We start from the raw sequence: 25503 nt of genomic DNA on the forward strand, positions 1-25503 counted from the left end.
AAGGCTGCACTTTTGTCGGGAGAATTCCCCGTTACTTGAAGGCACTCTGTTCCGGCTTTAATTTATAAGGAATAAGAAAATGAAAATGACCGTGGTAAGAAAAATGATTTTACTGGTCGTGGTGGCCATTATTGGTTTGGCGGCTGTCGCCTGGATAGGCCAACGCAGTATGACCAGTGTCTATGAAAAAACAAATTTTGCAAATTTGAAGACCGTACCGGCGCTCTCGGCCCTCGGTGATGCCGGCCAGCGACTGGGACGTTTGCGGGTTCGGGTCTATCGGCATGTATTGACCGAGGATATTGCTGAAAAGGCAAAAGTCGAAGCAACGATCAAGGATGCGCAGGATGGTATTGAGAAGGCGTTTGCACTGGTGGAAAAAACGGTCGACGAGGGCAAAGACCGCAAGTTGTTCGAGGAAATGACAAAAACCTATAAGGAGTATGGGTTGTCTATCGATAAAATTATCGAGGTCTCTCGAAAAAATAATGATGCCGATAGTCGAGCGGCGCTGACAGCGGGTGCGCCAATCGCTGAGGAGTTCAACAGCAAAATCGATAGTTTCCAAGAATATGTCATTGAAGAGGGCAAAAAGTCTGCTGACGAAGCGGCGGCTGAAAAGGAAAGCGCAACCTTTATAGTGAATGTGATCAGTGCATCGATCTTGATATTCACGGGGATTCTGGGCTGGGTAATTACTCGTGGCATTATTCTGCCCTTGAATGAACTGCAACGGGTAGTGGACGCACTGGCGCAAGGAGAATTTAGTACCGCCATTAATATCAATCGTGAAGACGAAATCGGCGTGGTTGCCAACGCCTTGAAAGATATGCGCGGGCATTTGGTCAGAGTGGTGCAGGAAGTGCGTTCCAATTCAGAGGCCTTGTTGAGCGCATCGCAGCAAGTTAGTGCCACGGCGCAATCGATGAGTCAAATGGCCACCGAGCAAGCAGCAAGCGTGGAAGAAACGACTTCGTCGATTGAACAACTTAATTCGTCGGTACAACAAAATACCGAAAATGCCCACATCACCGAACAAATGGCCACCAAATCTGCCAGCGAAGCCCGCGATGGCGGTAATGCCGTGAACGAAACGGTAACGGCCATGAAACACATCGCCAAAAAAATTGGTTTAATCGAAGACATTGCTTACAAAACAAACCTGCTATCGTTAAACGCCGCCATCGAGGCCGCGTCCGCCGGTGAGCACGGAAAAGGTTTTGCGGTGGTAGCGGCAGAAGTGCGTAAGTTGGCGGAAAGTAGTCGGGTCACCGCCGAAGAGATCAATGAATTGGCCACTAATAGCGTGGCGATAGCTGAGAAAGCCGGTGGTTTGATCAGCGCAGTGGTGCCTAATATCGCTAAAACCGCCGATTTGGTTCAAGAAATTAATGCCGCGTCGATCGAACAATCCAGTGGCATCAATCAGATCAACGAAGCCATGCGCCAATTGGATAAGGCTACCCAGCAAAACGCCGCCAGTTCAGAAGAATTAGCAGCGACCTCAGAAGAATTAAATGGCCAAGCGACCCAACTGCAGCACGCCGTGGCCTTCTTTAAATTGGAGGAGGACAAAAGAGCGCAAAATTACAGATCGACTCCGCCTGCACCTCGCCCAAATAGAGGTCCGGTAAGTCCCAGCTATGCTGCTAAGCCTGCGGCTCCGGCTTTAGCGGATGGGTCGATTAATTTTAACGACAAAGACTTTGAGCGCTTTTAATCTCTGGAGAACAGACCATGAGTAATCTGATTCGGAGAGAAACCGGCCAGGCAGTGGCGGTTCAGGAGCAGGTAGGCCAATACCTGACTTTTTTAGTGGGGACAGAAAGTTTTGCCGTCAGCATTCTGGATGTGAAGGAAATTATCGAAATTGCCAACGTGACCCGGGTGCCGTTGACGCCGGACTATATTCACGGCGTGATCAATTTGCGCGGCAGCGTGGTGCCGGTAATCGATTTATCGGCACGATTAAGCCGGCATTGCTCGGAAGTGAGCAAGCGCAGTTGTATTGTGTTGGTGGCGGTTGAAGCGGGCGAGGGTTCGCAACTGATCGGCATGTTGGTGGACGAAGTCCGGGAGATTTTGGAAATTCCGCCCGCCAATATCCAGCCGGCACCGGATTTCGGTACCGATATTCGTACCGATTTTATTCAAGCCATGGCCCGTGTCGACGACGTATTTATTATACTTTTGGCGATTAGCCGGGTACTGTCGTTGGACGAGCTATCGTTACTAAACGACTTGGCGCAATCTCAAGACCATCTGCTCGCAAATGCGGACTAGGTTTTGATCTGGGAGCTATGCTGGAAGAATTTTCCGGCATTCTCCCAGCAGCTTGTCTTCTTCACGGCTAGGTAGCAGCACTCGTTGCTATCCTGTTGGATGATCTGCCGCTATTTCTGGGTTTTTAAATAAGTATTAATGGCAGCATCTTCCTCTGCCATATGAGTAATCCAGTCGCGCATGAAGCCGGACACGTCTATTTCCTGTCGTTTTTGCTGATGGATTCCCTGACTAAACGCGATCAGTTTCTCCAGCATCACATTATGCGTCTGCACATGATGTTGATATTCCGGATAGTCGTGCTGTTTCATAAAGGCTTCTTCAGCTTGAAAATGCTCTCTAACGTGTTGATAAAGCAACATAATATTTTCGGCTAGCGCTTGCGTATCTTTCGAGCTCACCAATTGGTTTGCCAGATCGAAAATCTCTCTGTGCTGTTGGTCAACGGCTTCGTTTCCGAGCAAATATTGATTTTCCCAAACGAATTCGTTCATGTTATTTCCGTCATCTTTTTGTTATTGCATCTTAAAAAAGCCAACTTCTCGCATGAGCGTTTGGCTTTGATCGTTTAATTCTTCAGCAGTGGCGGCCAATTGCTCTGAAGCTGCCGCGTTATGCTGAATGGCCGTATCCAATTGTCCTACCGCTTGACTGATTTGCCGGACGCCGGCAGCCTGTTCGTCGGATGCGATGGCTATTTCCTGTACGAGCGTAGCGGTTTTTTGAATGCTGGGCAGCATTTGGCTGAAGATACGGCCGGCGTTTAGGGCGATGTCCAGGCCGGTATTGGCTAGTTCGCCGATTTCGTTGGCGGTATCCTGGCTGCGGGTTGCCAACTTTCGCACCTCGGTCGCTACCACCGAGAAACCGGCGCCGTGTTCGCCCGCTTTGGCGGCGACGATCGAAGCGTTTAATGACAGCAAGTTGGTTTGGTAGGCAATCGCTTCGATTAGGCCGATTTTTTCGGCGATTTTGTTCATCGCCTCCACGGTGTCTCTGATCGCTTGTTCACCGCTTTGCGCCGATTCGGCGGCGGTAAGCGCTATTTTTTCCGTAGTCTGGGCATTCTCGTGGTTGTGTTCCACCGACCCGGTCAATTGTTCCAGTGCGGCGCTGGTTTGTTCGATACTGGCCGCTTGTTCGCAGCTGCTTTGACTGAGTGTTTGCGCGGCATTATTGACTTCAGTAGAGGCTTGAGCGATTTGCGCCGAACAGCTGCCGATAGTGCCGATTACATCGGCCAGACGTTTTTGCATGGTCAACATTGCGGCAAAAATGCCGACATGTTGCTCCGCTTGCGGCATGCCGCGCCGTTCCAGTTTCCCGGCGGCGATATTGACCGCCAGATTATTGACCTGCCACGGTTCTCCGCCCAACTGAGCGGCTATGTCCTTACGCAGTATCCAAAATAGCGAAAAAGACAACCCCGCTACCACAATAATAAACACGCCGTTGAACAACAATCGGCGACTGGCGCTGTTTTCAATCGCCTTGGACGAGTCTATGGTGTCTTTGGCGATATAGTTTTCCACGTCTTTCAACAGATTGATCTTGCCGGTTTGCATGGCAAACCAGTGGGCCGGGTCTACCCCAAAACCGCCTTTATCGGCATTGCTCAGAGCTTTGCTGCGCATCGCCGCCGTTTCGTCAATAAACTGTCCGCGCAACGTGTGTTGTAAAAAATCCAGGTACTGCTGGGGGGCGACAGAGGCGAAAATATCCAGATAAGTATTCTGAAAAGCGATCAGGGTCACCAGTTTTTCATACATGCCGGGGCCAAAAGCGTCCTTGGCAAAAGTGTTCGCCAACACGGCCCGCTCCACGCCCGCTTGCTCCTTGCCTTTCAGAAAATTGGCATAGGCATCCAGCTTGTGATTGATTTCTACATTGGTGCTCAATTGCGGCAACTGGGCGATGATGGCCAGATAGGCGGCATTTAGATTGGAATAGTAATTGATGGTAACTTCGCCGCTGGCGCTTAAAGCGGTGACCGACTGGCGAGTCTCGTCGAGTTGGTCGATTTGCCGGTCTACCGCAGCCAAACCAGCCGCCAGATTGGTGGCGGCGGCTTTGGTGTCGAATGCTTTGAGAAAAGCATTCAGTTGTTTCAGTTTTTCGTCGGTGGCTAAGCGTTGTTGCTCCAGTTCTTGTTTAAATTTCTGGCCGCCACTACCCAAATGCCCGACCGACAAGCCGCGTTCTTTTTGTAATTCATGCACCAGATCGCTGGCGTACACGGAAAAGTTGGCTAAGGAGATAATCTTTGCCGCTGACTGCATCTCCACAATATGGGTGTAGACCACGAAGGAGGCCATTAGCAGTAAGCCTGCTAAGGGTATCAGCGATAGGGCCGCTATTTTGTGGCTGAATTTAACGGTTTTCAGGTCAAGCATGTCCACTCCCGGCGACTATTCATATGCTCAAGCATAGTCCAGGGTGCTTATACCTGCTACGTGTAAGGTTGAAGGAAACGGGCCGATTGCATTGCAAAAAATTCGAACAATCGACCCAATTTGCCTAGCGATATTTAGAACAAACCGCTGATCACGCCGTCGTCGCTAATATCGATACGCTCGGCGGCCGGTACTTTGGGTAAGCCGGGCATCGTCATCATGTCACCGGCAATCGCCACGATGAAGCCGGCGCCGTTAGCCAGACGTACTTCATTGATTTCCACCGTATGGTCGGACGGCGCGCCCTTGGCATTGGGGTTGGTGGAAAACGACATTTGGGTTTTCGCCATGCAGACCGGGAAATGACCGTAGTTGGCTTGCAGCGCCTTCAACTCGGCGCGAATTTTCGGGCTGGCGCTGATGTTTGCCGCGCCGTATAGCTTGGTGGCGATGGCTTCGATCTTATTCCACAGCGGCAGTTCGCTGTCGTAAACGTAGCTAAAGCCGGGTTCGCGATGATCGACGATGTTCAGTATCTCCTGAGCCAGCTGTTCCGCGCCGGCACCTCCGTGGGCCCAGTGCTTGGCGACTACGCATTTCACGCCCAACGCTTCGCATTTCTGCTGCAACAAGGCAATTTCGGCGTCGGTGTCGAAGGTGAAATGATTGATACTGACCACGCAGGGCAGGCCGTAATGCTGGGTAATGTTATGCAGATGGCGCTCCAGATTGGCAAAACCTTGTTCCAGTGCCGCCAGGTTTTCCTGGTTCAAATCGTCTTTAGCCACGCCGCCGTGGAATTTCAAAGCGCGTACCGTGGCGACCAATACCACCGCCGAGGGCTTTAAACCCGACATCCGGCATTTGATGTCCAGAAATTTTTCCGCGCCCAAGTCGGCACCAAAGCCGGCTTCGGTGACCGCATAATCGGCCAGCTTCAACGCGGTTTTGGTGGCGGTGACGGTGTTGCAACCGTGGGCGATGTTGGCAAACGGGCCACCATGAATAATCGCCAGATTGTTTTCCAGGGTTTGTACCAGGTTAGGTTTGATCGCATCTTTTAAGATCGCCGCCATCGCACCGTGGGCTTTCAGATCGCTGGCATAAACCGGCGTGACTTTATCGGATTTGTAGCCGATGACGATGTGGCCCAAGCGCTCCTTCAAGTCGGCGCGGCTGGTGGCCAGGCAGAGGATGGCCATCACTTCCGATGCGACGACGATGTCGAAGCCGTCTTCGCGCAAATAGCCGTTGGCCGGCCCGCCTTGGCCTATGGTGATTTTGCGCAACGCCCGGTCGTTCATGTCGATTACCCGCTTCCATTGGATGCGGCGCGGGTCGATGTCCAGTTTGTTGCCGTGATTGATATGGTTATCAATCAACGCCGACAATAAATTGTGCGCCACACCGATGGCGTGAAAGTCGCCGGTAAAATGCAGATTGATGTCTTCCATCGGCACTACTTGCGAGTAACCGCCGCCGGCCGCGCCGCCTTTTACACCGAAGCAAGGGCCCAGCGAAGGTTCGCGCAGGCAGATAATGGTTTTTTTACCCAACCTGTTCAAGGCATCGCCTAGACCTACCGTGGTGGTGGTTTTACCTTCGCCGGCCGGGGTGGGGCTGATGGCGGTGACTAAAATCAGTTTGCCGTCGGTTTTATCGGTCAGGCTGTTGACATATTCCAGGGAAATCTTGGCTTTGTAATGACCGTAAGGGTCCAGATGTGCGGCGGGAATGCCGAATTTTTCGCCGGCCAAATCAATAATTGGGCGCATGCTTGCCTGTTGGGCAATTTCAATGTCAGACATGGTAGTTCCTAAATACTCTGAGAAATGTGGCAATAAAGCAGAGCAGCCGGCGGCTGCGATGGGCGGATATTGTAGAGTTCTAAGGCTGGGGCAGCCAGAAATTTAATGGGGAAAAGCCGGCAAGGCTTTATGGGTAAGGCGCTGCCGGCTTTTCGGCGACTGAGGTCGTCGCGCCGGACAACCTATCGCAATAGCGGGTAACGCGGTTTAGTAAGTAATGACTTCGCTGCCTTTACCGACCAACACCACATCCGCGTCGCGGATCGCAAACAGACCGTTGGTGATCACGCCGGGGATATTGTTGATGGTTTTTTCCAACTCGATAGGGTCCAGGATGCTCAAATTATGCACGTCCAGAATCTCGCAACCGTTGTCGGTGATGTAGCTGGCGCCGGTATCTTTGTTCATGCGCAATTCTGGTTGGCCGCCCAGTTTAGCCAATTGGCGAGCCACGAAGCTGCGCGACAAAGGTAATACTTCCACCGGTAACGGAAACTTGCCCATCACGTCCACGCATTTGCTTTCGTCAACGATACAGACAAATTTCTTGCTGGCGCCGGCGATGATTTTCTCGCGGGTCAGTGCGCCGCCGCCGCCTTTCAGCATTTTTTTATGCGGGGTGACTTCGTCGGCACCGTCCACATAAATATCCAGATCGCCGGATTGGTTCAGGTCGATGACGCGAATGCCAATGGATTGCAAATGTTCGGTGGTTTTCGCCGAGCTGGATACCGCGCCTTCGATGTCTCTTTTGAAATCGCAGTCGGCCAGCAAGTTGATCAAATGCGTGACGGTCGAGCCGGTACCCATGCCAATGATGGGCACGTTTTTCAAATATTGCAGGGCAGCCTGGGCGACTTGTTTTTTTAATTCGTCTTGGGTCATGGTGATGGTCCTGATGGATTGCTCTTATAAATCTGACACGGCGTTTAACCCGTCATTGTGTGGGATAATAACCGATTGACGCTGATCTCTCAGCAGTTTTTACGCCTAACCGGCTCCAGGCAGCTTCGCCTCCACAGCCCCAGAACCCAAGTATGGACGGCAAGTGCGCCAGCAGTTGCCGAGGACAATAATGCAAAAATATATAGAAAAGATATTGCGGGCAAAAGTCTACGACGTTGCCGAGGAAACCCCACTGGATTTTGCCGCTACGCTGTCGGAGAAAATCAACAACAAGGTTTATCTGAAACGCGAAGATTTACAGCCGGTATTCTCGTTTAAATTGCGCGGTGCCTATAACAAAATCGCCTCGCTGACATCCGAACAAACCGCGCACGGCGTCATCGCCGCGTCGGCCGGCAATCACGCCCAAGGCGTGGCATTGGCGGCCAAGAAATTGGGGATTAAAGCTCTGATTGTGATGCCGAAAACCACGCCGGAAATCAAGATCAAGTCGGTCAAGGCACGCGGCGCGAAAATCGTGCTGCATGGCGATTCCTACGACGATGCTTATGCCCATGCCATGGAATTGGTCGCCGAGAAAGGCATGACGTTTATCCATCCTTACGACGATCCGGAAGTGATAGCCGGGCAAGGCACTGTTGGCATGGAAATCCTGCGCCAACACAACGGCGATATTCACGCGATATTCGTGCCGGTCGGCGGAGGTGGTCTGGTGGCCGGCATCGCCGCCTATGTCAAGTTCGTACGCCCGGACATCAAGGTCATCGCGGTGGAACCTGATGACGCCGATTGTTTAAATCAAGCTTTAAAAGCCGGCCAGCGCGTAATATTGGAACAAGTCGGTTTGTTCGCCGACGGCGTGGCGGTGAAGCAAATTGGTGGAGAACCGTTTCGCATTGCCAGGCAGTATGTCGATCAGGTCGTCACTGTCGGCACGGACGAGATCTGCGCGGCGATCAAAGACATTTTCGACGATACCCGCTCGGTTGCCGAGCCGGCCGGCGCGCTGGCGGTGGCGGGATTGAAAAAATACGCCGAACAGCAACACCTGCAACAGCACACGCTGATTGCCATCGACAGCGGCGCCAATATCAATTTCGACCGCTTGCGCTATGTCGCCGAGCGTACTTTGGTAGGCGAGCATCGGGAAATATTGCTGGCGGTGGAAATACCGGAGGTGCCGGGCAGCTTTTTAAGGTTTTGCAAAATGATCGGCAAGCGCAGCATCACCGAGTTCAATTACCGCTATTTCGACGCGCGCATGGCCCAAGTGTTTGTAGGGATCAGCAGCAGCGGCGCGGAAAACGACCGCCAGCATCTGATCGAACAGCTGGTCGCAGACGGTTTTCCGGTAACCGATATGACCGGCAACGAACTGGCCAAAGACCACATCCGCTATATGGTCGGCGGGCATGCGCCATTCGAGTTGAAGGAGAGCGTCTACAGCATCCAGTTTCCGGAGCGTCCCGGCGCGCTGCTGAAATTTCTGCTGTCGCTGGGCAGTCAGTGGAATATCAGCCTGTTTCATTACCGCAATCACGGCGCCGCGTTTGGCAAGGTGTTGATCGGTCTGCAGATCGACGGCGAACAACGCAGGCGCTTCGAGCAATGTTTATCGGCTTTGGCGCTTGCGTATCGAGATGAAACCGGCAACCCGGCCTATCGCCTGTTTGTCGGCGGTAGTGAGTCTGCCGAGATCAAAAACTAAAAATACTTCCGCTCCAAATTTCTCCCTCCTGTCCCACCGCTGCCACACAATTTGTCGCAGCCCCAGTCCCCAACTGGTCTCGACAAGCTTTGCCAGGCCGAGATACCGGCGTTAAATAATGCCGGTTCACTAGCCGCTTGATTAACCGGCTGCCACTGCGTTTATGTCGAGATCCCAGGCCCGAAAGCCGCGGGTCTTGCAAATTAATGCGTGCGGTATTACGGAAAATTATTGCATCGCCCTTCTTAACGCCCGGAATTATTGGCAAATAATTCGGGATTTCCTCCTAACGACAACTGGGAATTCGCCAACATACAATGCGCGCCATTTTGTGCTATGGCGATTTGAATATAAAGATGCTTCTGTCAGACCCAAAAAACCGTCGTTCCCGCCAGGATGCGGATAGCCAGAGCCATGGAGGGCACGCTTCGACTTATCCATGCGGTTTGGGCTCGGTTAAGGACGGCTTGATCAACGGTTTTTACAACGTGGCGGAAGCATCTTTATATTCAAATTTTAAACAGCCTGCTGATACGCAAACGACAAGCGGCTTGGGACTAAAGCGTCCGGGTGCGCCAAAGTTTTCGATAAGTGCAAAACATGAATTATCAAGTTACTGAGGGTGTAATTGAAAATCGTCAAACCAAAGCACATCAGGGTGTTATGCATGCTCATGCTGCTGTCGGCAGGCTTTACCGTGCTTGCTGCCGCTAAGTCTTTCGAAATTCAGGAGCTGGAGTTCAAAAACTCCCAGGTCTCCGACATCATCCGCGTCCTGTCCGAAGACGCCAACGTCAATATCGTTGCGACCCCGGAAGCCGGCAAAAAGAATGTGACGATTTTTTTAAAAAAAGTCAGCTTGGAAGACGCCATTCGCACGATTTGCCGCATCAGCGATCTTTGGTACCGCCAGGATAACGGCGATGCCGGTACCTTCAGACTGATGACCAAGGAAGAGTACAGCAAAGATCTGGTGATGGGCCAAGACGACAACGTGCGCGTGTTTCAATTGCGCAACCCCAATGTCATGGCGGTGGCTATGGCTATCGAAAGTCTGTATGGCAATCGGGTACGAGTGTCTTACGGCAACGCGATGATGTTGAGCGGCATGGGTGGCATGAATGGGCGTGGCGGCAACGGCCGTAGCGGCGGTTTCGGCAATAACCGCGGTATGGGCAATACCGGCTTCGGTGGCGGCATGGGCGGCGGAGTCGGAGGTTTTCAAGGCGGCTTTGGGGGTAGCAGCAGCGGCAATATGTACGGCGGACGTAACAACCGTTTTTCCGGCGGCATGGGCAATCAAGGCGCAGCCGGCGGTCGGTACGGCAATTTACAGCAAGGTTTCCGCGAAGAAGTACCCAAGGATTTAAGCGTCGAACAACTCGCGGAACTCGGTGCCGACGGCAAACGTGTCGATCCCGGCGAACTGTCCGAGGTGTCCGGCATCAACAAAGTGATATACGTCACCATCAACGCCGAACACAACCAGCTGATCGTCAAGACCAGCGACAATGCCATTCTTAAATCCATTTCCAGCCTGGTTGAGCAACTCGACAAACCGCAAAATCAAGTAATGCTGGAAATGAAGATTATCGACGTCAAAGTTGGCGAAGACTTTAGCTCCTTGTTCAACTTCGAAATCAAAAATACCAAGATTCAAGGCGATAGCCTCAATCCTTTGATCATGGGCGGTGCCGCCGCCCTGAGCGGCGGCGGCAGTTTTGTTTACGAATTTCTTAGTGACAAGGTTAAGGCCAATATCGAATTTTTGGAGAAGAACAACCGCGTCAACGTGGTTTCCAATCCCATGCTGGTGGCGTCCAATCATCGTCCGGCTAACCTGTTCATCGGCGAGGAACGCATCATGGTGCGTGGCTATTCCATCGACAACATCGATAACCTGAATACCACCCGCACCATTTCCACCCCGGAAACCGAGTTAAAGGAGATAGGCACCACTCTGGAAGTCACTCCACACATCAATGCCGACGGTACCATCCATATCCAGCTCAAACAGGAAAACTCCACACTAAACGAGAGAGCCGCATCTATTCCGGTAACAAATAGCACGGGTGGAGTCGTGATTGAATTACCGGTGGATACCGTTACCACAGCCCGCATGGAAGGCGAAATTTTTGCTAGGCACGGCTACACCGTCGCGGTGGGTGGTTTGATTCGCGACAGATTTTCTCGTGAAAGACGCAAGGTACCCTATCTTGCTGACATACCGCTGCTCGGTAACATATTTAGACAAACCACCGACGCCGACAGCAAATCCGAAATGGTGTTGCTGATTACGCCTTACGTATTAAATCAAGGCAACGATCACCACGAACAATACGATCCGACTGACAAATACCACCGCTACGCACCGGACACCGCCATGCAAGCCAAGCCGGTGCCCAAACCCGAAAATCCGGACGAACCTGTTTGCGGCGAGTTTTGCGCGCCGCCGCGCCTGAGGGAGTCGGATCAATGAGCCGCGACATTTTGAACACACTCCGCGTATCCCACCGCAAGGGCTCGGTAAGCAGAGCTTCCGGTCTAGCACTGGCCGCCGCACTTTCCAGCGCCTGCCAGCCCAACCACATGGGTCTGGATACCCCGGCCGACATCGCCACCGAAAACTGTTACGCCTACCGTTACGGCGACAAATTGCGCAAGATCAATTTTGCCCAAGCCTTCGATTGGTGCCATCGCGCCGCCGGGTCCGGCGACGCCAATAGCCAGGCCCTGCTGGGTGAACTGTATTACCTGGGATTGGGTGGTCCACAGGACATGACGCTGGCGGGGCGCTGGTTCGAATCCGCCGCCCGCCAGGGGCATGCCCACGCTCAATACATGCTGTACCGGGTGCACGCCACCAATCCCGATCCGGAGCAGCAGGAAAAAGCCGAATATTGGCTGAATCAGGCCCGCCATAGCGGTTACAAACTGGCCTTGCCGGCGCAATGAACACGCTTGAATTGAATGAGGGAGAAAAAACAGATGACGAGAAACGATAACCACATGCAAGCCCAACCCGTCAAAAGCAAGCTGATGGAATTGCTTGATGAAGTATTGCAACACGACGGCTTCGGTGAAATCCGGGTCGAGGTCAAAATTCTCAAGCGTCAGCAAAAAGAAGTGATTCTGCACTGCGGCAAACAATATCGCTTTGTGGTGGATAGCGGTTTTTGAAGCAGAGTATGCATCCCCACGCGGGAGCCTTAGAGCGGGGACAAGAACAGAGAATTCAGGACTAATCCGCGCACGGATGCGCAGTGTAAAACGAGTGTGATGGGGTCACATCAAAAACCATAAAAAATTAAGATGACCAACAGGCTGCGTGAGGCAGTTGCGGCATTTATATTTGAGAAAACAGTATGAAAATGAAACAAATTAAAAGACTGCAACGCAGACAAGCGGGTTTCACCTTGCTGGAACTGCTGGTCGTTATCACGCTGATCGCTACGTTGGCGACGGCGGCATTGGTGGCGTATGACGGTATTGGCGACAGCGCGCAAGCCACCGCCGCGTCCAATAGCACTTCTACCGCTGACGGTGCGATTCGTAACTATCGCGCGGTGACTCAACGTTTCCCTGATCAGTGGGACAACTTGGTAACCACCGGCGGTGTCAGCCCTGGCTTCTTGTCTGAAAGGACCTCTCAGCGCTTTGCCAACTGGGCGGTACCAACTTCGGCTACACCGTTTGGTCAAGCTTTAAACACCGCGATGGCGGCAGTTGGAATAACGGAAATACAGCAACGCACCACTGCAACACCGACCACTGGTGTAGAACCTAACTTGCAACACAATGAAGGCGCCACCCAAAATAACGGTGATGCTACCGAAAACGATTGGGCCGCTGTCACCAACGTGGCCATCCTGCCAACTTTCGGTACTGCAGCTTGCCAGGTCAACACAGTTGCATTGGGTAACAAGTTGGACGGTAACGCCATGGCGATTGCGGACGGTGATCGTCAAAACGTCATCAACGACTCACTGGAAAGCGACCAATGCAACTTGGTGATCGCTCTGGGCTTTGGCCACGATGCCGCGCATAGCACCAGCAATTCTTCTGTGGCTATTTCGACCGCGCCGACTTTCGTCAGCCAAAACATCAATCCGGCTACGACTTATGCTCGTTACATCGCCTTGTTCCACGTCGGCCAAGATGGCGCGAATGGGGGTGCCGAGGACAACAACATCGTTGCTGGTGAGTTGTTCACCAAACCTCGTCTGCTGGCCGTGGTCGACACTGAAGGCCGGATGATCGACGAAAACATCGCCGCTCAAAACCCTAACTAAGTTTAGCTAGGTAAGCCGGTTCCCACGGTTCGCCGTGGGAATCCCTGCTAGCTCTGGGCTTTGTTACAGAGTTTAGAGCTAGCAGGTACTGGGCCTTTCGCCATTTCGGACGGTCGCATTTGGAACAGGTGGGCATTGCAGATGGCAGCCTTTAGGCCTTGCCGCGTATGAGCGGCAAAGCCATTTATTAAGCGCTACCTCGGCAGAGATTGCCGAAGTCCGGACTCCCAGGATGGCGACGGCGTTTTACCGCTGGCCAACCTGGATTTCGATAGTCGTAAGCGCGCGAAGTGCATCCCTGGCGGAATGACGGCCTATTATCCGGTCATTAAATATCGTGGTCGCCTTAATGCCCGTGAGGATACTGAGCTAGTCGAAGGGCGAATGGTTAGACCCAAGGGCACAAGAGCCGCTCATGGTTCGAAAAGCGCAACACAACCAAAAACTGACAATAAACGATGAAATCGCTCTACTTCTCCAAACTTCCACCGCTCAGCCTATTGCTATTGGGCTTGTTGCCGATTTTGCCTTGGCTGGCGCCCTGGCATTTACAGCCGGTAACCACCTTTCATCTGGAATGGCTGGCGGTAGTCGGCGGATTGCTGGCTTGTGCGGCGGCATTGCCAAGCTTGTGGCGTAGCGAGCATTTGCAGCTACCTCGCACGCTATGGTTGCCATTAACGTTGGCCGCCTATCTGGCGTTACAAACCAAACTGTTGCCGCAAGTCGTCGTACCGCATGCCTATATGGGGATGGCTTACTTGGCTTGGGCCGCGCTGATGATGGTCTTGATGGCCCATTTGCGGCAACAGTTTGGTGGCGAACGGGTCGGCGGCTGGCTGGCCGGCGGTTTGGTAACGGCTGCCGCGCTGGTGGCCTGGCGTGAGCTTTTCGGACGGCTATCCGGGGAAACCGGCGATTGGGGCGGCGTGGGTCAAGCCAACAATTACGGTGATTTGTTGGCCTTGGGCAGTGTGTCTTTATTGTACTGGCATGCGTTTGGTCGTCTACCTCGGTGGGTATTTGCATTCTGCGGGTTTAGCCTGATGCTGGGCTTGAGCCTGACGCCTTCTCGTAGCGTTTTATTGTATTGGCTAGCCATCTTTGTCATCGCTTGGCGCTACCGTTCCGCCTGGTTGAAACCCATTGGTTTAGGCCTTTTCGGCTATCTAGCCTTGCAGGGTTTGTGGTCTCTGGGTGTTTTGCCGGACGCGCAACTGAGCTCGGCGGAACGCATGCTACAACCAACCAGCGGCGCGTCGCCGCGCTGGCATATCTGGCAAGTGGCCTGGCACTTGTTTTTGCAGCAGCCCTTGCTGGGCCAAGGGTTCGGGCAATTCGATACTGCGTACTTTCAAGCTGGTCAATATATTCCGGCACTCCCCACCTACATCGAACACGCGCACAACTTGATTTTGCACTTGTTGGCCGAACTGGGTTTATTACCGGTATTGCTGCTGTTGTTGGCTATCAGCCGCTGGATTCGTCCGGTGCTGGCCGTGGGCGAGGGGACAACGCAGCAAGCGTTTAAAACTTGGCTGATGTTGTTGGCGGCCATTTTGGGCATTCACAGCATGTTGGAATACCCGCTGTGGTACGCGCCGTTTTTAGGGGTTGCCGCGATGGTATTGGGCTTGGGTGATGAGTTGAGCCGGCCGATAGCCTGGAAAAAAACCGGCACTGTCATAGCCGGCTTCTGCATTGCTGCCGCCGCGTCCGTGGCAGTTGTACATGAAACCCACTATCTGCGCATGGAGTTGGCGTTGTTAGCGACGGTGGCGCAACCCTCTCAGCAACGCTCCGATCATCTGGTGGATGTCTGTCAAAAAGCGGTGACGCAAGCGCCGCTGCTCGAGCCTTATGTGCCGATGATTTTTACGTTTACCGGTCAGCCCGATGATTTGGCGATGCGGCCGCAACTGACTGTATTGGCGGATGTTGCCGTGCGTTTTGTGCCGGCCAACAATTTAGTGTACCGGCTGGCGCTGATGCAAGCCCTGAACGGCGATCAGCAAGCATCCAAAAACACGCTGAGCCGGGCCTTGGCCGCTTATCCGAATGATGCCTCAAAGTTTATTGTCGACCTTTTCCATCTTAAAGGCCCGGACAGTGCCAAGGTTAATTTCATGTTGCCGATGCTGGCCTCCACGCTGGGTGCAAAAGTGGTCACCAGCAGCGGCGCGCCTGCCAAGCAACTTTAACTGAGACATATTTGATTGGGTGCCGATGCCGGCGTGACGCCAACTTAATGCCAGTGAATCGGAAACGAGGGCTGGCTAAGTTTTTAATTTTCACAAGCAAGTAAATGAGGTGTTTATTGTTTGTTTTTAGCGGGATGTTACGGTCCGTCGCCTGGCGCGATGTTGCCGCCGTGCGTTCCAAAACCGTGAAAATTCGGTCGCAAGCTGGTTTTACCCTGCTGGAACTATTGGCGGTGATTGCGCTGATGGCCGTGGTGGCTGGGATGGCGGTGCTGGCTTACGAAGGCGTGCAGGATCAAGGCCGCCAAGACGCTACCCGGTTTGAAATCGCGGAAATCCGCAATGCGTTGTTGCAGTTTCGCCGCGATAGCGGTAGCAACGATTTGCCGGGGCAGGGGGTTTATGTCTGCGAGGACCCGGCAAACGCCGGCAAAATCAACCCGGATTTAGTCAATTTACCTTCCGAAGCGGGCACTACCGACGCCGCAAAACTGGCCTGGTGCGAATCGCCGGCCAATTTCTGGATGCTGTTTGCCGATCCTTCCGGCAACGGCTGGAATCCGGACACCCATCGTGGTTGGAACGGCCCGTATTTGCAACGCAAAAGCGCTCTGATGAGTTATGCCGGTGTCGATAATTTGTGGGTGATTACCGATGCCTATCAAGCCAATTACCTCATGCTGGATTTGGATGACGCCGACAAAGCCCGGCTGGTCAGCCTGGGTCCGGATAAAACCGACGATAACCCAACGCCCGGCACTTGCCAGCTGGCCGGCGGTGGTGACGATACCGTGCTGTGTTTGTTGAGATGAACTTATTGATCGAAATCGCCAAAAACGCCAAAGCGCAGGCTATCGCGCTCCGCCGTGGGAATCGATGCCAGCTTTTGGGCACAGCGAGTAGGGTGGATAAGCGCAGCGCATCCACCGCATGCAAACCTATCCCGGTGGATGCGCTGCGCTTATCCACCCTACCTGCGGTCGGTTCGATACATCACAAATCCGAGCGCGGCTTTACCCTGCTGGAAATGTTGCTGGTGATTTTTTTGATGGCACTGGTGGCGTCCACCGGTCTGATGCTGACCGAGGGCGTGGAAGATCAAGCTAAATACGACGAAACCAAACGCCGGATGGAACTGATCCGTAAAGCCATCGTCGGCGACCCGACTCGCACCGTGAACGGCGCGCCGGAGCTTAGCGGCTTCGTGGCCGATATGGGGCGCTTGCCCTTATGTTTGGCGGAGTTATTGAGGCTCGGTGACGAGGTGCTTCCCGCCACCGTTCCGAAAACCTTTGAATCGCCGTGCGACGACACCGAAATCGTTAGCGATTGGCATTTGGATCAAGACACCGGTGTCGGCATGGGCTGGCGCGGCCCCTATTTACAGGTTATCCCGGAATCCGGCGGCGGCCTGCGTTTTAGAGACGGCTATGGCAACGAGGGCGCGAATGCGGCCGCTGATGCGCTGGATTCAGGCTGGGATTACAGCGTAACCGCAGCGACCGCCAGTTTAGCTAGCGAAGGCATGGATTTAGCTGTTGCCACCGATGACGTGGCCGCGCCGCAACTGATTGTCAGCGCCGATTGGCAGGTGCCATTACCGGCGGCAGTGAGTGTGACGTTTGAGAATCAAAGTGGGGCACCATTGCCAACGCCCAACCCAGTTAATTTGGTGTTGCGCCTTTATTTATCCGATTTGACGGATTACATCGATTCGGACGAAGGAACCCCTGATTACTTGGTTTTGACAAAGGAATCAGTATTGGGGAGCAGTCAAAAAACCGAGAGCTTTAAGTTGAGCACGCCGCCACTTTTGCCTATCGGACAACGCGGGTATGCAATCATTTGCCACGAAGTACCGTCTGGTGACCCGGATAACTACCGAATTTTCGACGGCGATTGTGTGGCCGAAAATCCAGTTCCGGCTGTAAGCAACATCCGCAGTTTCAGTGTCTTACCCCGCCAGACACTGAATTTGGCCCTAAATTGGATCATTCCATGAGTCCACTTTGTCCGAATCGGTCCCGCCATGTGCTCTCACTGCGGGCCGTCACTGCCAATACGCTAAGGAAAAAGCCCCTTCTCCCCCTGGGAGAAGGTTGGGATGAGGGGATCAAAATATCGCTTCTTCCTTTATTTATTCCCCTAACCCTAACCCTCTCCCTGGGGGAGAGGGAATCTCCTGCTGTTAACTTAATGGCAGCGATCGAGGATCGTCGGGGCGCCAAGCGGCAGCGCCGAAAATGCCACAGTCCGGAAACCGCTAAAAAATCTCTAATGCCAAGCCTCCATGAAATTTAACCGTTTTATCCCTTTTGCTATCCCGTCGCAGTTATTAGTCTGCGAGACCGACGGTTTTTCCTTGCGCGCCGCCGTGCTGCGCCGTGCCGATCAGGATATGGAATTGCTGTATCAGGCAAACACCGAGCAGGTGGATATGGCCGAAGGCCTGAGCGATGTGTTGACTACGCTAAAAAGCCAGGGTTGGCAGGGCGGCGGTTCGGCGATTCTGTTGTCGCCGGCGGTGTTTTCCACGCTGGTGGAGTTACCGGTCAATCCTCGCAAACCCCGGCCGTTGTTGCAGATGTTGGAGCTGGCGCGCTGGGAAGCCGAGCCACTGTTGCTGCAGCACGTTACCCGCTGGTCGGTGGGGCATTTATTGGTGGGCCAAGGTTATATGACCGAGGAACAGGCCCGGGCGGTGATGGATTTGCAGCAAGGCAAATCCAGGGCCGGCGGTGGCTTGGCGTTGGCCGAGCAGTTTTCCTTGCGGCGTTTCGGCGATCTGGCGGTGGAGTTGGGCTACATCAAGCGCAGTCAGCTCAATGCTTGCTTGACTGGGCAGGAATGGCTGAAAGCCGCTGACGAGGCGATCGAAGTGGGCTGGGCGGCGCAGAGCGCGGTGGAAGATATACCCGGCACTTTCAATTGGCTGATTAGTTGCGTGCACCAAAGTTTGTTGCAGCGCTGGTCGGACGCTTTTGCGCGGCAGGGTTTGAAATTGCAAACCATGTATCCCTTGACCGGTTGCAGCGCGGCCTTATTGCCCCCGACAGAAACCCAAGCGGTGCTGCTGGAGACTCAACCCGGTTTGGGGTTTAGCACGCGGATAGCCGCTGACGGGATTACGGCCTTGCGCCACTATTTGAATCTGCACAAAGCGCCGCTGGATATTTGCCTGGAAAGCTACCACGCGCTGCATGCGCCGCCGCGCGAGCCGGTGTGGTTGGCTAGTTGGCCGCCGGCACCCGAGCTGGCCGCTAATTTGGAACACATGCTGGAACTGGACTTGCACCCGCTAACCCATGCTGTCGTTGGCGATAAGGTCTCGCCGGGCATGGCCGGAGCGGCTTACCACGCCCTGGGCTTGGCCGAAGCGGAGCGTTGCGTGGGGGTGCGCTTGGGCGGCCCGTTGCCGGCACTGCGTGATCGCTTGGAGGTGCGGGCCGCGGCGCTGGTGCTGCTGCTATTGGTGGTGGTCGGCGTGGCCGAGCTGTCCTTGTGGGCGCGCAAAAGCAGCGTTGAGAGCTACAAGCAGCAGGTGGATACCAGCTGGCAAAGTATCGATGAGGCTATTAAGCGCATCAATGCCCAAGCGGCTGAAATCGCCCAGATCAAGGACAAGATAAAGAGTTTGCGCACCGAACAGTCGCGTCTGGAAAATCTGGCCCGCTTCTACGACGAAGATATTCCGGAGCGCATGGATTTGGTCAAAGGTGTGTTGGGTATGCTGCAAACGCTGGTTGACAATGAGGTGGTGATCGAGCGTTTGGATGAGCCGGACAAGTCGGCATTAAAACCGGCCGCGGCGCCGAACGCGGCTCCGCCCAATCCTATCGACGCCAAACGCATCGAAGCGGAAAACCTGGTGCTGGAAGCCTGGGCGCTCAGCGACAGCGCGGCGCAGACCTTTATCAAACGGGTGGGTGATGCCGCCGCCCGCTGGGATTTGCAGGTTCGCGAGCCCAAAGTGACTTTCGGCAAAGGACCGCTGCAGAGCAACGGCTTCAGTATTTCCTTGCGGCTGGTCAAATTGGCCGAGCCGGACGGCAAAATCATTCGTTTATCCAATCCAAACCCCCATGAAACTACCCCCTTTGAGTAAGCGCGAACAATGGTTATCGGCCTTGGCTATCGGCGTGATCGTCATCGGCGGATACGCCTGGTTGCGCTGGGTGCCGGCCAACCGGGAAATCGGCCAATTGCAACAAACGGCGGAAGCCACCGATAAGCGCCTGCGTACCGCCGAGATCCCGGAAGAACCGGATGAGGACATCGAGCGTTTGAAGAGCCAATTAGCGGAACAAGAGCGTTTGCTGGCGGCTATCAAGGAGCAGTCGGACAGCGTGGAAAAACATCTGGCGCCGGACGACTCGCAGTTTCTGATTGTGAATATTTCCAAAGTGGCGCGGGATGCGCAGATTCATGTGCGCGCCAACGAGGTTTTCAAAGCGGCGGTAAGCAACAATGCCGCGCCGGTTGCGGCGGCACCGGCAACCACCAAGAAAAGCCGGAAAAACAAACCGGCGACGGTGACGCCGGCCGCTGCCGCTGCGCCCATCGCTGCGGTGATTCCGCCGTTGAGTGCTGGTTGGGTGGCGCGCATGTCGCCGGGGTCGTTGTTGGAAAGACCGTTGCGGCGCCTGGAGGTGGAGGGCACCTATCTGGCTTTGAACCGGTTTATTCACGATTTGGATCGGCTGCCGTTTCAAGTGGCGGTGCTGCGTATCAGCGTCGAGCGCATGCCGGCGTTGGCCATGCCCGGCTATCCGCAATCTTTGTTGGCCGAAGTGATTTTGGCGTTGTAAGCGTATGGCTATCAATGACGAACATCTCTTGGAAGCCGGTGTGCGCTGTGGCTTGATTGAAGCTGCGCAATTGGAACGCCTGCGTCTGGAAGCCCGCCGGCAACGCTTGAGTTTGCTAAGCATGGTTCAGGCCCATTATCGTTTTCCCTTATCGGCCTTGCACCGGGCGGTGGCCGAGCAATACGGTGTGCAGTATGTCGATCTGGATACGCTACAGGTGGAAAACACCTTGTTAAAAAAAATTCCGCCCAGTCTGGTACAGCGCAAATTGCTGTTGCCGGTGAGTGATGGTGAACAGGTGTTACTGATCTGCGGCGATCCGGGCGACCGGGGTGGCATCGATTCGGTGCAACGCTTGTTGGGGCAGGTATTGCCGCTGGCAATGGCCGATCTGGCTTTATTGCAATTAAAGGTAAAGCAGGCATTGGCCGGAAAATCGGCGCCGGAACAAAGCGGCGCTGTGACAGCGGAGACCGATACCGATTTGGTGGCGATGCTGGACGGTATTATCCGCGAAGCCTATTTTTACCGGGCCTCGGACATTCACTTATTGCCGGATGCGCAAGGTCTGCGGGTTCGTTTGCGGGTGGACGGCAAATTGCGCGACTTTCCGTTGGTCGCCAACGCCGGCGCGGCGGCTGCTTTGGTGTCGCGGGTCAAGGTGCTGGCCGGCTTGGATATAGCCGAACAGCGCATGCCGCAAGACGGCGGTTTTTCTTATCATTTGCCTAAGCCTATTGATAAGGGCTTTAACATTCGGGTGGCGACGGCGCCGACCCGGCTGGGCGAACGGATGACGCTGCGGCTGCTCGGCCAAGAGGCGTTCGGCTTGACGCTGGCCGATTTGGGCATGATGGAAGACGACTTACAGCATTTTCGCAAGGTGATCCACCGCCCCTATGGCATGGTGCTGCTGACCGGTCCGACCGGGAGTGGTAAATCGACCACCTTGTTCGCCGCGCTCCAGGAAATCAACCGCGCCGACATCAACATCATGACCGTGGAGAACCCGATCGAATATGTGATGCACGGGGTTTCTCAATTGCAGACCGGGCCGAAAGTCAGCTTTGCTGACGCCCTGCGCTCGTTTTTGCGGCACGATCCGGATGTGCTGATGGTAGGCGAGATTCGCGACCCGGAAACCGCCGATGTGGCGGTAAAAGCGGCCATGACCGGGCATTTGGTGTTTTCGACGCTGCACACCAACAACGCGGTGAGCGCTGTCACGCGCTTGATCGACATCGGTTGCGAACCGTTCCTGATCGGTTCCACGGTGGCGGCGGTTATTGCCCAGCGTTTGGTGCGCCGCTTATGCGGGCATTGCCGCAAATCACGCTTGGCGACGCCAGCCGAGCTGGCGGAACTGGGGCGGGATGACGATGCCGTGCAGATTTACGAACCGGGCGGTTGCGTGATCTGCCAGGGCAGCGGTTTTCGCGGCCGGCTGGGATTGTTCGAAACCCTGTGGCTGGATGAAACTCTGGCACGCTTGGTGGCGCGCGGTACCGATGAGGAAACCTTGGAAGCCAGTGCCGGCGAGCGGCTGAGTTTTATGTGGGAGGACGGCTGCCGTAAAGTGCTGTTGGGCATGACTACGTTGGACGAGTTACGCGATGTGGCGGTCCACAAAACCCGCGGTATGCGCGGCGTAAACTGAGATGGCTGAATTTGTTTACACCGCCTTGGATGAGCGCGGCAACGAGATTGGTGGCCGCTTGCAAGCCGACGATATGGGTAATGCAGCATCACAATTGCGCCAGCGCGGTTTGCGAGTTTTGGCATTGCGGCAGGGACGCGGCAGTAGCGGTTTTTTTGGGCAGGCCAATTTTTCGGACTGGTTGGCCTCGCAACGTTCGGTAACGAATACGGCGTTGATATTCTTTTTCAGGCAAATGAGTTTTATGCTGCGGGCGGGCCTTCCGGTGGCCCAGGCCCTGGAGCTGGCCCAGGCGCAATTGACCAATCCGCGCTTGAATTTGACTTTACGCCTGATGCTGAAGGACATTCGGGTCGGCCAATCGCTGTCGTCGGCGATGAGTAAGCACAAGGCGGTGTTTCCGGAAATGGCGATCAATTTGGTGGTTGCCGGCGAAACCACGGGCGATTTGGACCAAATCATGGAAAGGTTGGCGATACATCTGGATAAAAGAGCCGCTTTGCGGGCGCAGACCATCAACGCGATGATTTATCCGGCGATTGTACTGCTGGCGGCAATCGGCGTCGGCATTTTCATGGTGGTAAAAATCATCCCCAAATTCAGCAAGTTTTTGATGGGCAAAGGTAAAGCCTTGCCGCCGTCTACCCAGTTGCTGGTGGATATATCCGACTTCGTGCGCCAGCATGGCCTGTGGCTGGTAGGCGGTGCGGCGGCTTTGTTGCTGTTGGTGATATTGATTTATCAAACCCGTAATGGCCGCTTGTGGATAGACCGGCTGTTGCTGCGGTTGCCGGTGATCGGCTCGCTGCTGGTAACCGGTGCCATGGCGCAGATGAACTGGGCGCTGTCGATTTTGCTGCGCAGCGGTGTGACGGTGTTTGAAGCGTTGAAAATTACCGCTAATTTGCTGGGCAACCGGGTTTATGTCGATCAGTTGCTAGCCGCATCGAACCAGATTTTAGAGGGGCGGGATATTGCGCGCAGCATCGATCATCCACGCATTCCGCCGCTGGTGGTGCAGATGGTTGCAGTAGGCGAAGGGACCGGGGCGCTGGACGAGGTGTTACAGGAACTGGGGCTTTATTACGAAAAGCTGTTGGAAATTGCGATCAAGCGCCTGTCGGCCCTGATCGAGCCGGTGATGATTTTGGTCATAGGCTTGATGGTGGGCTTTGTCTATTACGCATTCTTTCAAGCCTTATTCTCTTTGGTATCGGGGCATTAAATGAGTTTGTCGAATTCAATCAAGCCGATTGCCGGCCTTGTTTTTTCAATGGCGGCACTAGCCGCGCAGGCTCTGGAAGCGCCGGCCACGCCGCTGCCTTTGACGCCTTCGGCGCCGAAACAGTTGCGCGATCCGTTCACACCCAGCGAACTGATGTACGAAACGGCTGGCGCGCAGGGCGGCACCGCCGCCGGTGCGTATGGGTTTATGCCAAATCAGGAAACCATGAAGGTGCCGAACCTGAAATTACGCGGTTTGTTGAATCCGTCCGGCAAGGCTTTTATTGCCTTATTGGAAGTCAGCGGTGTCGGTACTTTTATGGTTCGCGAGGGCGACGAATTCAATTTCGACCCCTCGCAACCCAAGAACGCCATCCGCGTCAGTAAAATTACCCGGCTGAGCGTGACCGTTGAAACCGGTACCTTGGGTTCGATCAGAGTATTGCGCTGAGCGGTTTTAGATAAGGTTTACTGATTGAGTATGTTTAGGTTGACGGCGATGTGGGCCAATTCGGTGGTGGTCTGCACCTGCAGTTTTTTCTTGATTTGCGTCGCGTAGTTGGCGATGGTTTTATTGCCCAAACACAGGTGAACGGAAATTTTCGAGACCGTCAGGCCTTGGGCCAGTAGCCGGAAAATATCGAACTCGCGCGGCGAGAATGCATCGATCAGCGCTTGATACTGCGCATTGGCGGACGGCTCGTCCGCGGGTTTAAGCAGGCCGGGTTCCGTATAACCTTTACCTTGCATAATGCTTTCTATCGCCGGTAACAATAGGTTCGGCGCCATGTTTTTAGTGATGTACCCTTGCGCGCCGGCATCCAAGGCACGCCGTACGTAAACTTGCTCGTGATAGATGCTGTATACCAAAATCCGCGCATCAGCATCCCGTGCGACGATCCGGCGAATGGCTTCCAGACCGCCGATTCCCGGCATGGATAAATCCATGACCACCAGATCCGGCTTGGACTCGCAATAAAGCTGAATCGCTCGTTCGCCGCGTTCTGCTTCGGCGATGACTTCGACATTGCCGCTAACCGACAATAGCATGCGAAAACCTGCGCGTACCACGGCATGGTCGTCGACTAACAATATTTTTAGGGTGTTGCTCATGGCAGCGGTGAGATGGGTTGGTGTCATAAATTTCGAAACGCGGCTCTGGATATAAGCTGCTGTTTCGGCCTTAAAATTGACGGCTATTATCTAGGAGGAAATTCCTGAATTGAGGCGGGAAAAATTCTTTTTATGAGCAGGGAAAATGCAGGAGGGGGAATTGCAACTGGCTATGTCAACCTATTGCTTTGGTTGGCCATTCGGTGCTGAACGCGATTAGTTTAATTCGGCCAATAACTGAGCGATCATGCTGTTGGCCTGGTTCAAGTAACCGCTGCCGAACAGGTTGAGATGGTTAAGGATATGGTAAAGGTTGTAAAGGGTTTTACGGGTTTTGTAGCCAGGGTCCAGCGGATATTTGGCTTGATAAGCCGCATAAAAATCGCGGCTGAAACCGCCGAATAATTCGGTCATGGCCAGATCGGTTTCACGGTCGCCGTAATAGCAAGCCGGGTCGAAGATTATCGGTTGTCCTTGGTTGTCTGCGGCAGCATTGCCGCCCCATAAGTCGCCGTGCAGTAAGGATGGGTGTGGGCGGTAATCGCTGAAAAAGTCGCCAATTCTTTCCAGCAGTTTATCGCCTTGCGTTTGCAGTGAGCCGCGATAACCATTGGCGGCGGCAAACTGCAATTGCTTGCCCAGGCGTTGTTGCTGCCAAAAACTGACCCAATCGTCGTGTCTGGCGTTATGTTGCGGCGTGGAGCCTATGGTGTTATCGATGGGCCAGCCGAAATAGGTTTGCGGCCGTTGGTGCAGCAAGGCCAGTTGTTCGCCGAATAAGCTGGCGCTGCAGCTATGCAACGCGCCCAATACGATGAATTCCAGCACCAGATAAGCGTGTTGTTGACATTCGCCAAAGCAAATCACCTTGGGCACGCGCACCGCGCCTATGCTGGCTAACTCGCGTAAACCGGCCGCTTCCGCTACAAACATATCTGCCAGGCTTGCCCGGTTTAATTTGATAAACCAGTCGATATTGGCGGCTTGCAGCCGGTAAGCGCTATTGATGTCGCCACCGCCGATAGTGCTGAGGCGGTGGTTGTTTAGTGATTGGCCGGTTTGTGCTTCGAGGTGATTAATTAATGCTTGCAGCGCGGCCATGATGAATTA

General features: G+C 54.2%; 22 protein-coding genes. 16 read left to right on the top strand and 6 right to left on the bottom strand.

Annotation, left to right across the window (positions count from 1 at the left end):
* Positions 1 to 79 precede the first annotated feature (79 nt).
* Both JWZ98_RS08785 and JWZ98_RS08790 read left to right on the top strand, forming a co-directional pair.
* Positions 80 to 1720, top strand: a complete 1641-nt coding sequence (locus JWZ98_RS08785) for a methyl-accepting chemotaxis protein (protein ID WP_033156656.1) — start codon at positions 80 to 82, stop codon at positions 1718 to 1720.
* 17 nt (positions 1721 to 1737) lie between these two features.
* Positions 1738 to 2283 carry a chemotaxis protein CheW gene (locus JWZ98_RS08790; protein ID WP_033156655.1) on the top strand — a complete coding sequence of 182 codons (546 nt, stop codon included), beginning with the start codon at positions 1738 to 1740 and terminating at the stop codon, positions 2281 to 2283.
* Positions 2284 to 2393: 110 nt separating this feature from the next.
* On the opposite strand, the gene JWZ98_RS08795 is transcribed toward JWZ98_RS08790, so the two are convergent.
* The 4 genes from JWZ98_RS08795 to rpiA all read right to left on the bottom strand — a co-directional run bounded on the left by JWZ98_RS08795 (position 2394) and on the right by rpiA (position 7369).
* On the bottom strand, positions 2394 to 2777 hold the full coding sequence (locus JWZ98_RS08795) for a hemerythrin domain-containing protein (protein WP_101051900.1): 384 nt from the start codon (positions 2775 to 2777) through the stop codon (positions 2394 to 2396).
* Between the two features lie 21 nt (positions 2778 to 2798).
* A complete protein-coding gene (locus JWZ98_RS08800; protein WP_205454001.1) occupies positions 2799 to 4676 on the bottom strand; it encodes a methyl-accepting chemotaxis protein in 1878 nt (625 codons plus the stop codon).
* Positions 4677 to 4810: 134 nt separating this feature from the next.
* Complete coding sequence (locus JWZ98_RS08805; RefSeq protein ID WP_205454002.1) at positions 4811 to 6484, bottom strand: formate--tetrahydrofolate ligase; 1674 nt, start codon at positions 6482 to 6484, stop codon at positions 4811 to 4813.
* A 207-nt stretch (positions 6485 to 6691) separates the two neighbouring features.
* Positions 6692 to 7369 (bottom strand): ribose-5-phosphate isomerase RpiA, encoded by a 678-nt coding sequence (rpiA, locus tag JWZ98_RS08810; protein WP_101051903.1) that lies wholly within the window; start codon positions 7367 to 7369, stop codon positions 6692 to 6694.
* 190 nt (positions 7370 to 7559) lie between these two features.
* On the opposite strand from rpiA, the gene ilvA reads away from it, so the two are divergent.
* From ilvA to JWZ98_RS08880, 14 genes are all read left to right on the top strand, one after another.
* On the top strand, positions 7560 to 9098 hold the full coding sequence (gene ilvA / locus JWZ98_RS08815; protein WP_205454003.1) for a threonine ammonia-lyase, biosynthetic: 1539 nt from the start codon (positions 7560 to 7562) through the stop codon (positions 9096 to 9098).
* 317 nt (positions 9099 to 9415) lie between these two features.
* Positions 9416 to 9718, top strand: a complete 303-nt coding sequence (locus JWZ98_RS08820) for a hypothetical protein (RefSeq protein ID WP_165786266.1) — start codon at positions 9416 to 9418, stop codon at positions 9716 to 9718.
* A gap of 8 nt (positions 9719 to 9726) precedes the next feature.
* A complete protein-coding gene (locus JWZ98_RS08825; RefSeq protein WP_205454004.1) occupies positions 9727 to 11577 on the top strand; it encodes a type II secretion system protein GspD in 1851 nt (616 codons plus the stop codon).
* The gene (locus tag JWZ98_RS08830; RefSeq protein WP_101051905.1) at positions 11574 to 12053 is read left to right on the top strand and encodes an SEL1-like repeat protein; all 480 of its coding nucleotides are present in this window, start codon (positions 11574 to 11576) and stop codon (positions 12051 to 12053) included. The genes JWZ98_RS08825 and JWZ98_RS08830 overlap by 4 nt, the downstream gene beginning before the upstream one ends.
* A 33-nt stretch (positions 12054 to 12086) precedes the next feature.
* On the top strand, positions 12087 to 12278 hold the full coding sequence (locus JWZ98_RS08835) for a hypothetical protein (RefSeq protein WP_133120646.1): 192 nt from the start codon (positions 12087 to 12089) through the stop codon (positions 12276 to 12278).
* Between the two features lie 185 nt (positions 12279 to 12463).
* The gene (locus JWZ98_RS08840) at positions 12464 to 13390 is read left to right on the top strand and encodes a type II secretion system protein (RefSeq protein ID WP_205454005.1); all 927 of its coding nucleotides are present in this window, start codon (positions 12464 to 12466) and stop codon (positions 13388 to 13390) included.
* Positions 13391 to 13848: 458 nt separating this feature from the next.
* Positions 13849 to 15591: an O-antigen ligase family protein gene (locus JWZ98_RS08845; protein ID WP_205454006.1), complete on the top strand. Its 1743-nt coding sequence runs from the start codon at positions 13849 to 13851 to the stop codon at positions 15589 to 15591.
* Positions 15592 to 15725: 134 nt separating this feature from the next.
* Positions 15726 to 16403, top strand: a complete 678-nt coding sequence (locus tag JWZ98_RS08850) for a type II secretion system protein (RefSeq protein WP_165786268.1) — start codon at positions 15726 to 15728, stop codon at positions 16401 to 16403.
* Positions 16400 to 17593, top strand: a complete 1194-nt coding sequence (locus tag JWZ98_RS08855; RefSeq protein WP_101051909.1) for a type II secretion system protein — start codon at positions 16400 to 16402, stop codon at positions 17591 to 17593. Before JWZ98_RS08850 ends, JWZ98_RS08855 begins: the two co-directional genes overlap by 4 nt.
* 288 nt (positions 17594 to 17881) lie before the next feature.
* Positions 17882 to 19696: a hypothetical protein gene (locus JWZ98_RS08860; RefSeq protein ID WP_033156646.1), complete on the top strand. Its 1815-nt coding sequence runs from the start codon at positions 17882 to 17884 to the stop codon at positions 19694 to 19696.
* Entirely contained in the window at positions 19674 to 20399 is a 726-nt protein-coding gene (locus tag JWZ98_RS08865) for a hypothetical protein (RefSeq protein ID WP_205454007.1), read from the top strand. The genes JWZ98_RS08860 and JWZ98_RS08865 overlap by 23 nt, the downstream gene beginning before the upstream one ends.
* Positions 20400 to 20403: 4 nt before the next feature.
* A complete protein-coding gene (locus JWZ98_RS08870) occupies positions 20404 to 22056 on the top strand; it encodes a GspE/PulE family protein (protein ID WP_033156644.1) in 1653 nt (550 codons plus the stop codon).
* A 1-nt stretch (position 22057) separates the two neighbouring features.
* Complete coding sequence (locus tag JWZ98_RS08875) at positions 22058 to 23281, top strand: type II secretion system F family protein (protein WP_205454008.1); 1224 nt, start codon at positions 22058 to 22060, stop codon at positions 23279 to 23281.
* Complete coding sequence (locus tag JWZ98_RS08880) at positions 23282 to 23731, top strand: hypothetical protein (RefSeq protein ID WP_205454009.1); 450 nt, start codon at positions 23282 to 23284, stop codon at positions 23729 to 23731. It begins immediately after the preceding gene.
* A gap of 17 nt (positions 23732 to 23748) precedes the next feature.
* Here the strand turns inward: JWZ98_RS08880 and JWZ98_RS08885 are convergent, their stop codons facing one another.
* Together JWZ98_RS08885 and JWZ98_RS08890 are read right to left on the bottom strand one after the other, a co-directional pair.
* Positions 23749 to 24393 carry a response regulator transcription factor gene (locus tag JWZ98_RS08885; protein ID WP_205454417.1) on the bottom strand — a complete coding sequence of 215 codons (645 nt, stop codon included), beginning with the start codon at positions 24391 to 24393 and terminating at the stop codon, positions 23749 to 23751.
* A 216-nt stretch (positions 24394 to 24609) separates the two neighbouring features.
* Complete coding sequence (locus JWZ98_RS08890) at positions 24610 to 25494, bottom strand: fructosamine kinase family protein (RefSeq protein ID WP_205454010.1); 885 nt, start codon at positions 25492 to 25494, stop codon at positions 24610 to 24612.
* Positions 25495 to 25503 lie beyond the last annotated feature (9 nt).

The organism is Methylomonas sp. EFPC1 (genome assembly GCF_016925515.1).
GTDB classification, from domain to species: Bacteria; Pseudomonadota; Gammaproteobacteria; order Methylococcales; family Methylomonadaceae; genus Methylomonas; species Methylomonas defluvii.

Bases quoted from the DNA above. Each gene is read 5' to 3' on its own strand.
- JWZ98_RS08785 (WP_033156656.1), top strand. From the start codon at position 80: ATGAAAATGACCGTGGTAAGAAAAATGATTTTACTGGTCGTGGTGGCC.
- JWZ98_RS08790 (WP_033156655.1), top strand. From the start codon at position 1,738: ATGAGTAATCTGATTCGGAGAGAAACCGGCCAGGCAGTGGCGGTTCAG.
- JWZ98_RS08795 (WP_101051900.1), bottom strand. From the start codon at position 2,777: ATGAACGAATTCGTTTGGGAAAATCAATATTTGCTCGGAAACGAAGCC.
- JWZ98_RS08800 (WP_205454001.1), bottom strand. From the start codon at position 4,676: ATGCTTGACCTGAAAACCGTTAAATTCAGCCACAAAATAGCGGCCCTA.
- JWZ98_RS08805 (WP_205454002.1), bottom strand. From the start codon at position 6,484: ATGTCTGACATTGAAATTGCCCAACAGGCAAGCATGCGCCCAATTATT.
- rpiA (WP_101051903.1), bottom strand. From the start codon at position 7,369: ATGACCCAAGACGAATTAAAAAAACAAGTCGCCCAGGCTGCCCTGCAA.
- ilvA (WP_205454003.1), top strand. From the start codon at position 7,560: ATGCAAAAATATATAGAAAAGATATTGCGGGCAAAAGTCTACGACGTT.
- JWZ98_RS08820 (WP_165786266.1), top strand. From the start codon at position 9,416: ATGCGCGCCATTTTGTGCTATGGCGATTTGAATATAAAGATGCTTCTG.
- JWZ98_RS08830 (WP_101051905.1), top strand. From the start codon at position 11,574: ATGAGCCGCGACATTTTGAACACACTCCGCGTATCCCACCGCAAGGGC.
- JWZ98_RS08835 (WP_133120646.1), top strand. From the start codon at position 12,087: ATGACGAGAAACGATAACCACATGCAAGCCCAACCCGTCAAAAGCAAG.
- JWZ98_RS08840 (WP_205454005.1), top strand. From the start codon at position 12,464: ATGAAAATGAAACAAATTAAAAGACTGCAACGCAGACAAGCGGGTTTC.
- JWZ98_RS08845 (WP_205454006.1), top strand. From the start codon at position 13,849: ATGAAATCGCTCTACTTCTCCAAACTTCCACCGCTCAGCCTATTGCTA.
- JWZ98_RS08850 (WP_165786268.1), top strand. From the start codon at position 15,726: ATGTTACGGTCCGTCGCCTGGCGCGATGTTGCCGCCGTGCGTTCCAAA.
- JWZ98_RS08855 (WP_101051909.1), top strand. From the start codon at position 16,400: ATGAACTTATTGATCGAAATCGCCAAAAACGCCAAAGCGCAGGCTATC.
- JWZ98_RS08860 (WP_033156646.1), top strand. From the start codon at position 17,882: ATGAAATTTAACCGTTTTATCCCTTTTGCTATCCCGTCGCAGTTATTA.
- JWZ98_RS08865 (WP_205454007.1), top strand. From the start codon at position 19,674: ATGAAACTACCCCCTTTGAGTAAGCGCGAACAATGGTTATCGGCCTTG.
- JWZ98_RS08870 (WP_033156644.1), top strand. From the start codon at position 20,404: ATGGCTATCAATGACGAACATCTCTTGGAAGCCGGTGTGCGCTGTGGC.
- JWZ98_RS08875 (WP_205454008.1), top strand. From the start codon at position 22,058: ATGGCTGAATTTGTTTACACCGCCTTGGATGAGCGCGGCAACGAGATT.
- JWZ98_RS08880 (WP_205454009.1), top strand. From the start codon at position 23,282: ATGAGTTTGTCGAATTCAATCAAGCCGATTGCCGGCCTTGTTTTTTCA.
- JWZ98_RS08885 (WP_205454417.1), bottom strand. From the start codon at position 24,393: ATGAGCAACACCCTAAAAATATTGTTAGTCGACGACCATGCCGTGGTA.
- JWZ98_RS08890 (WP_205454010.1), bottom strand. From the start codon at position 25,494: ATGGCCGCGCTGCAAGCATTAATTAATCACCTCGAAGCACAAACCGGC.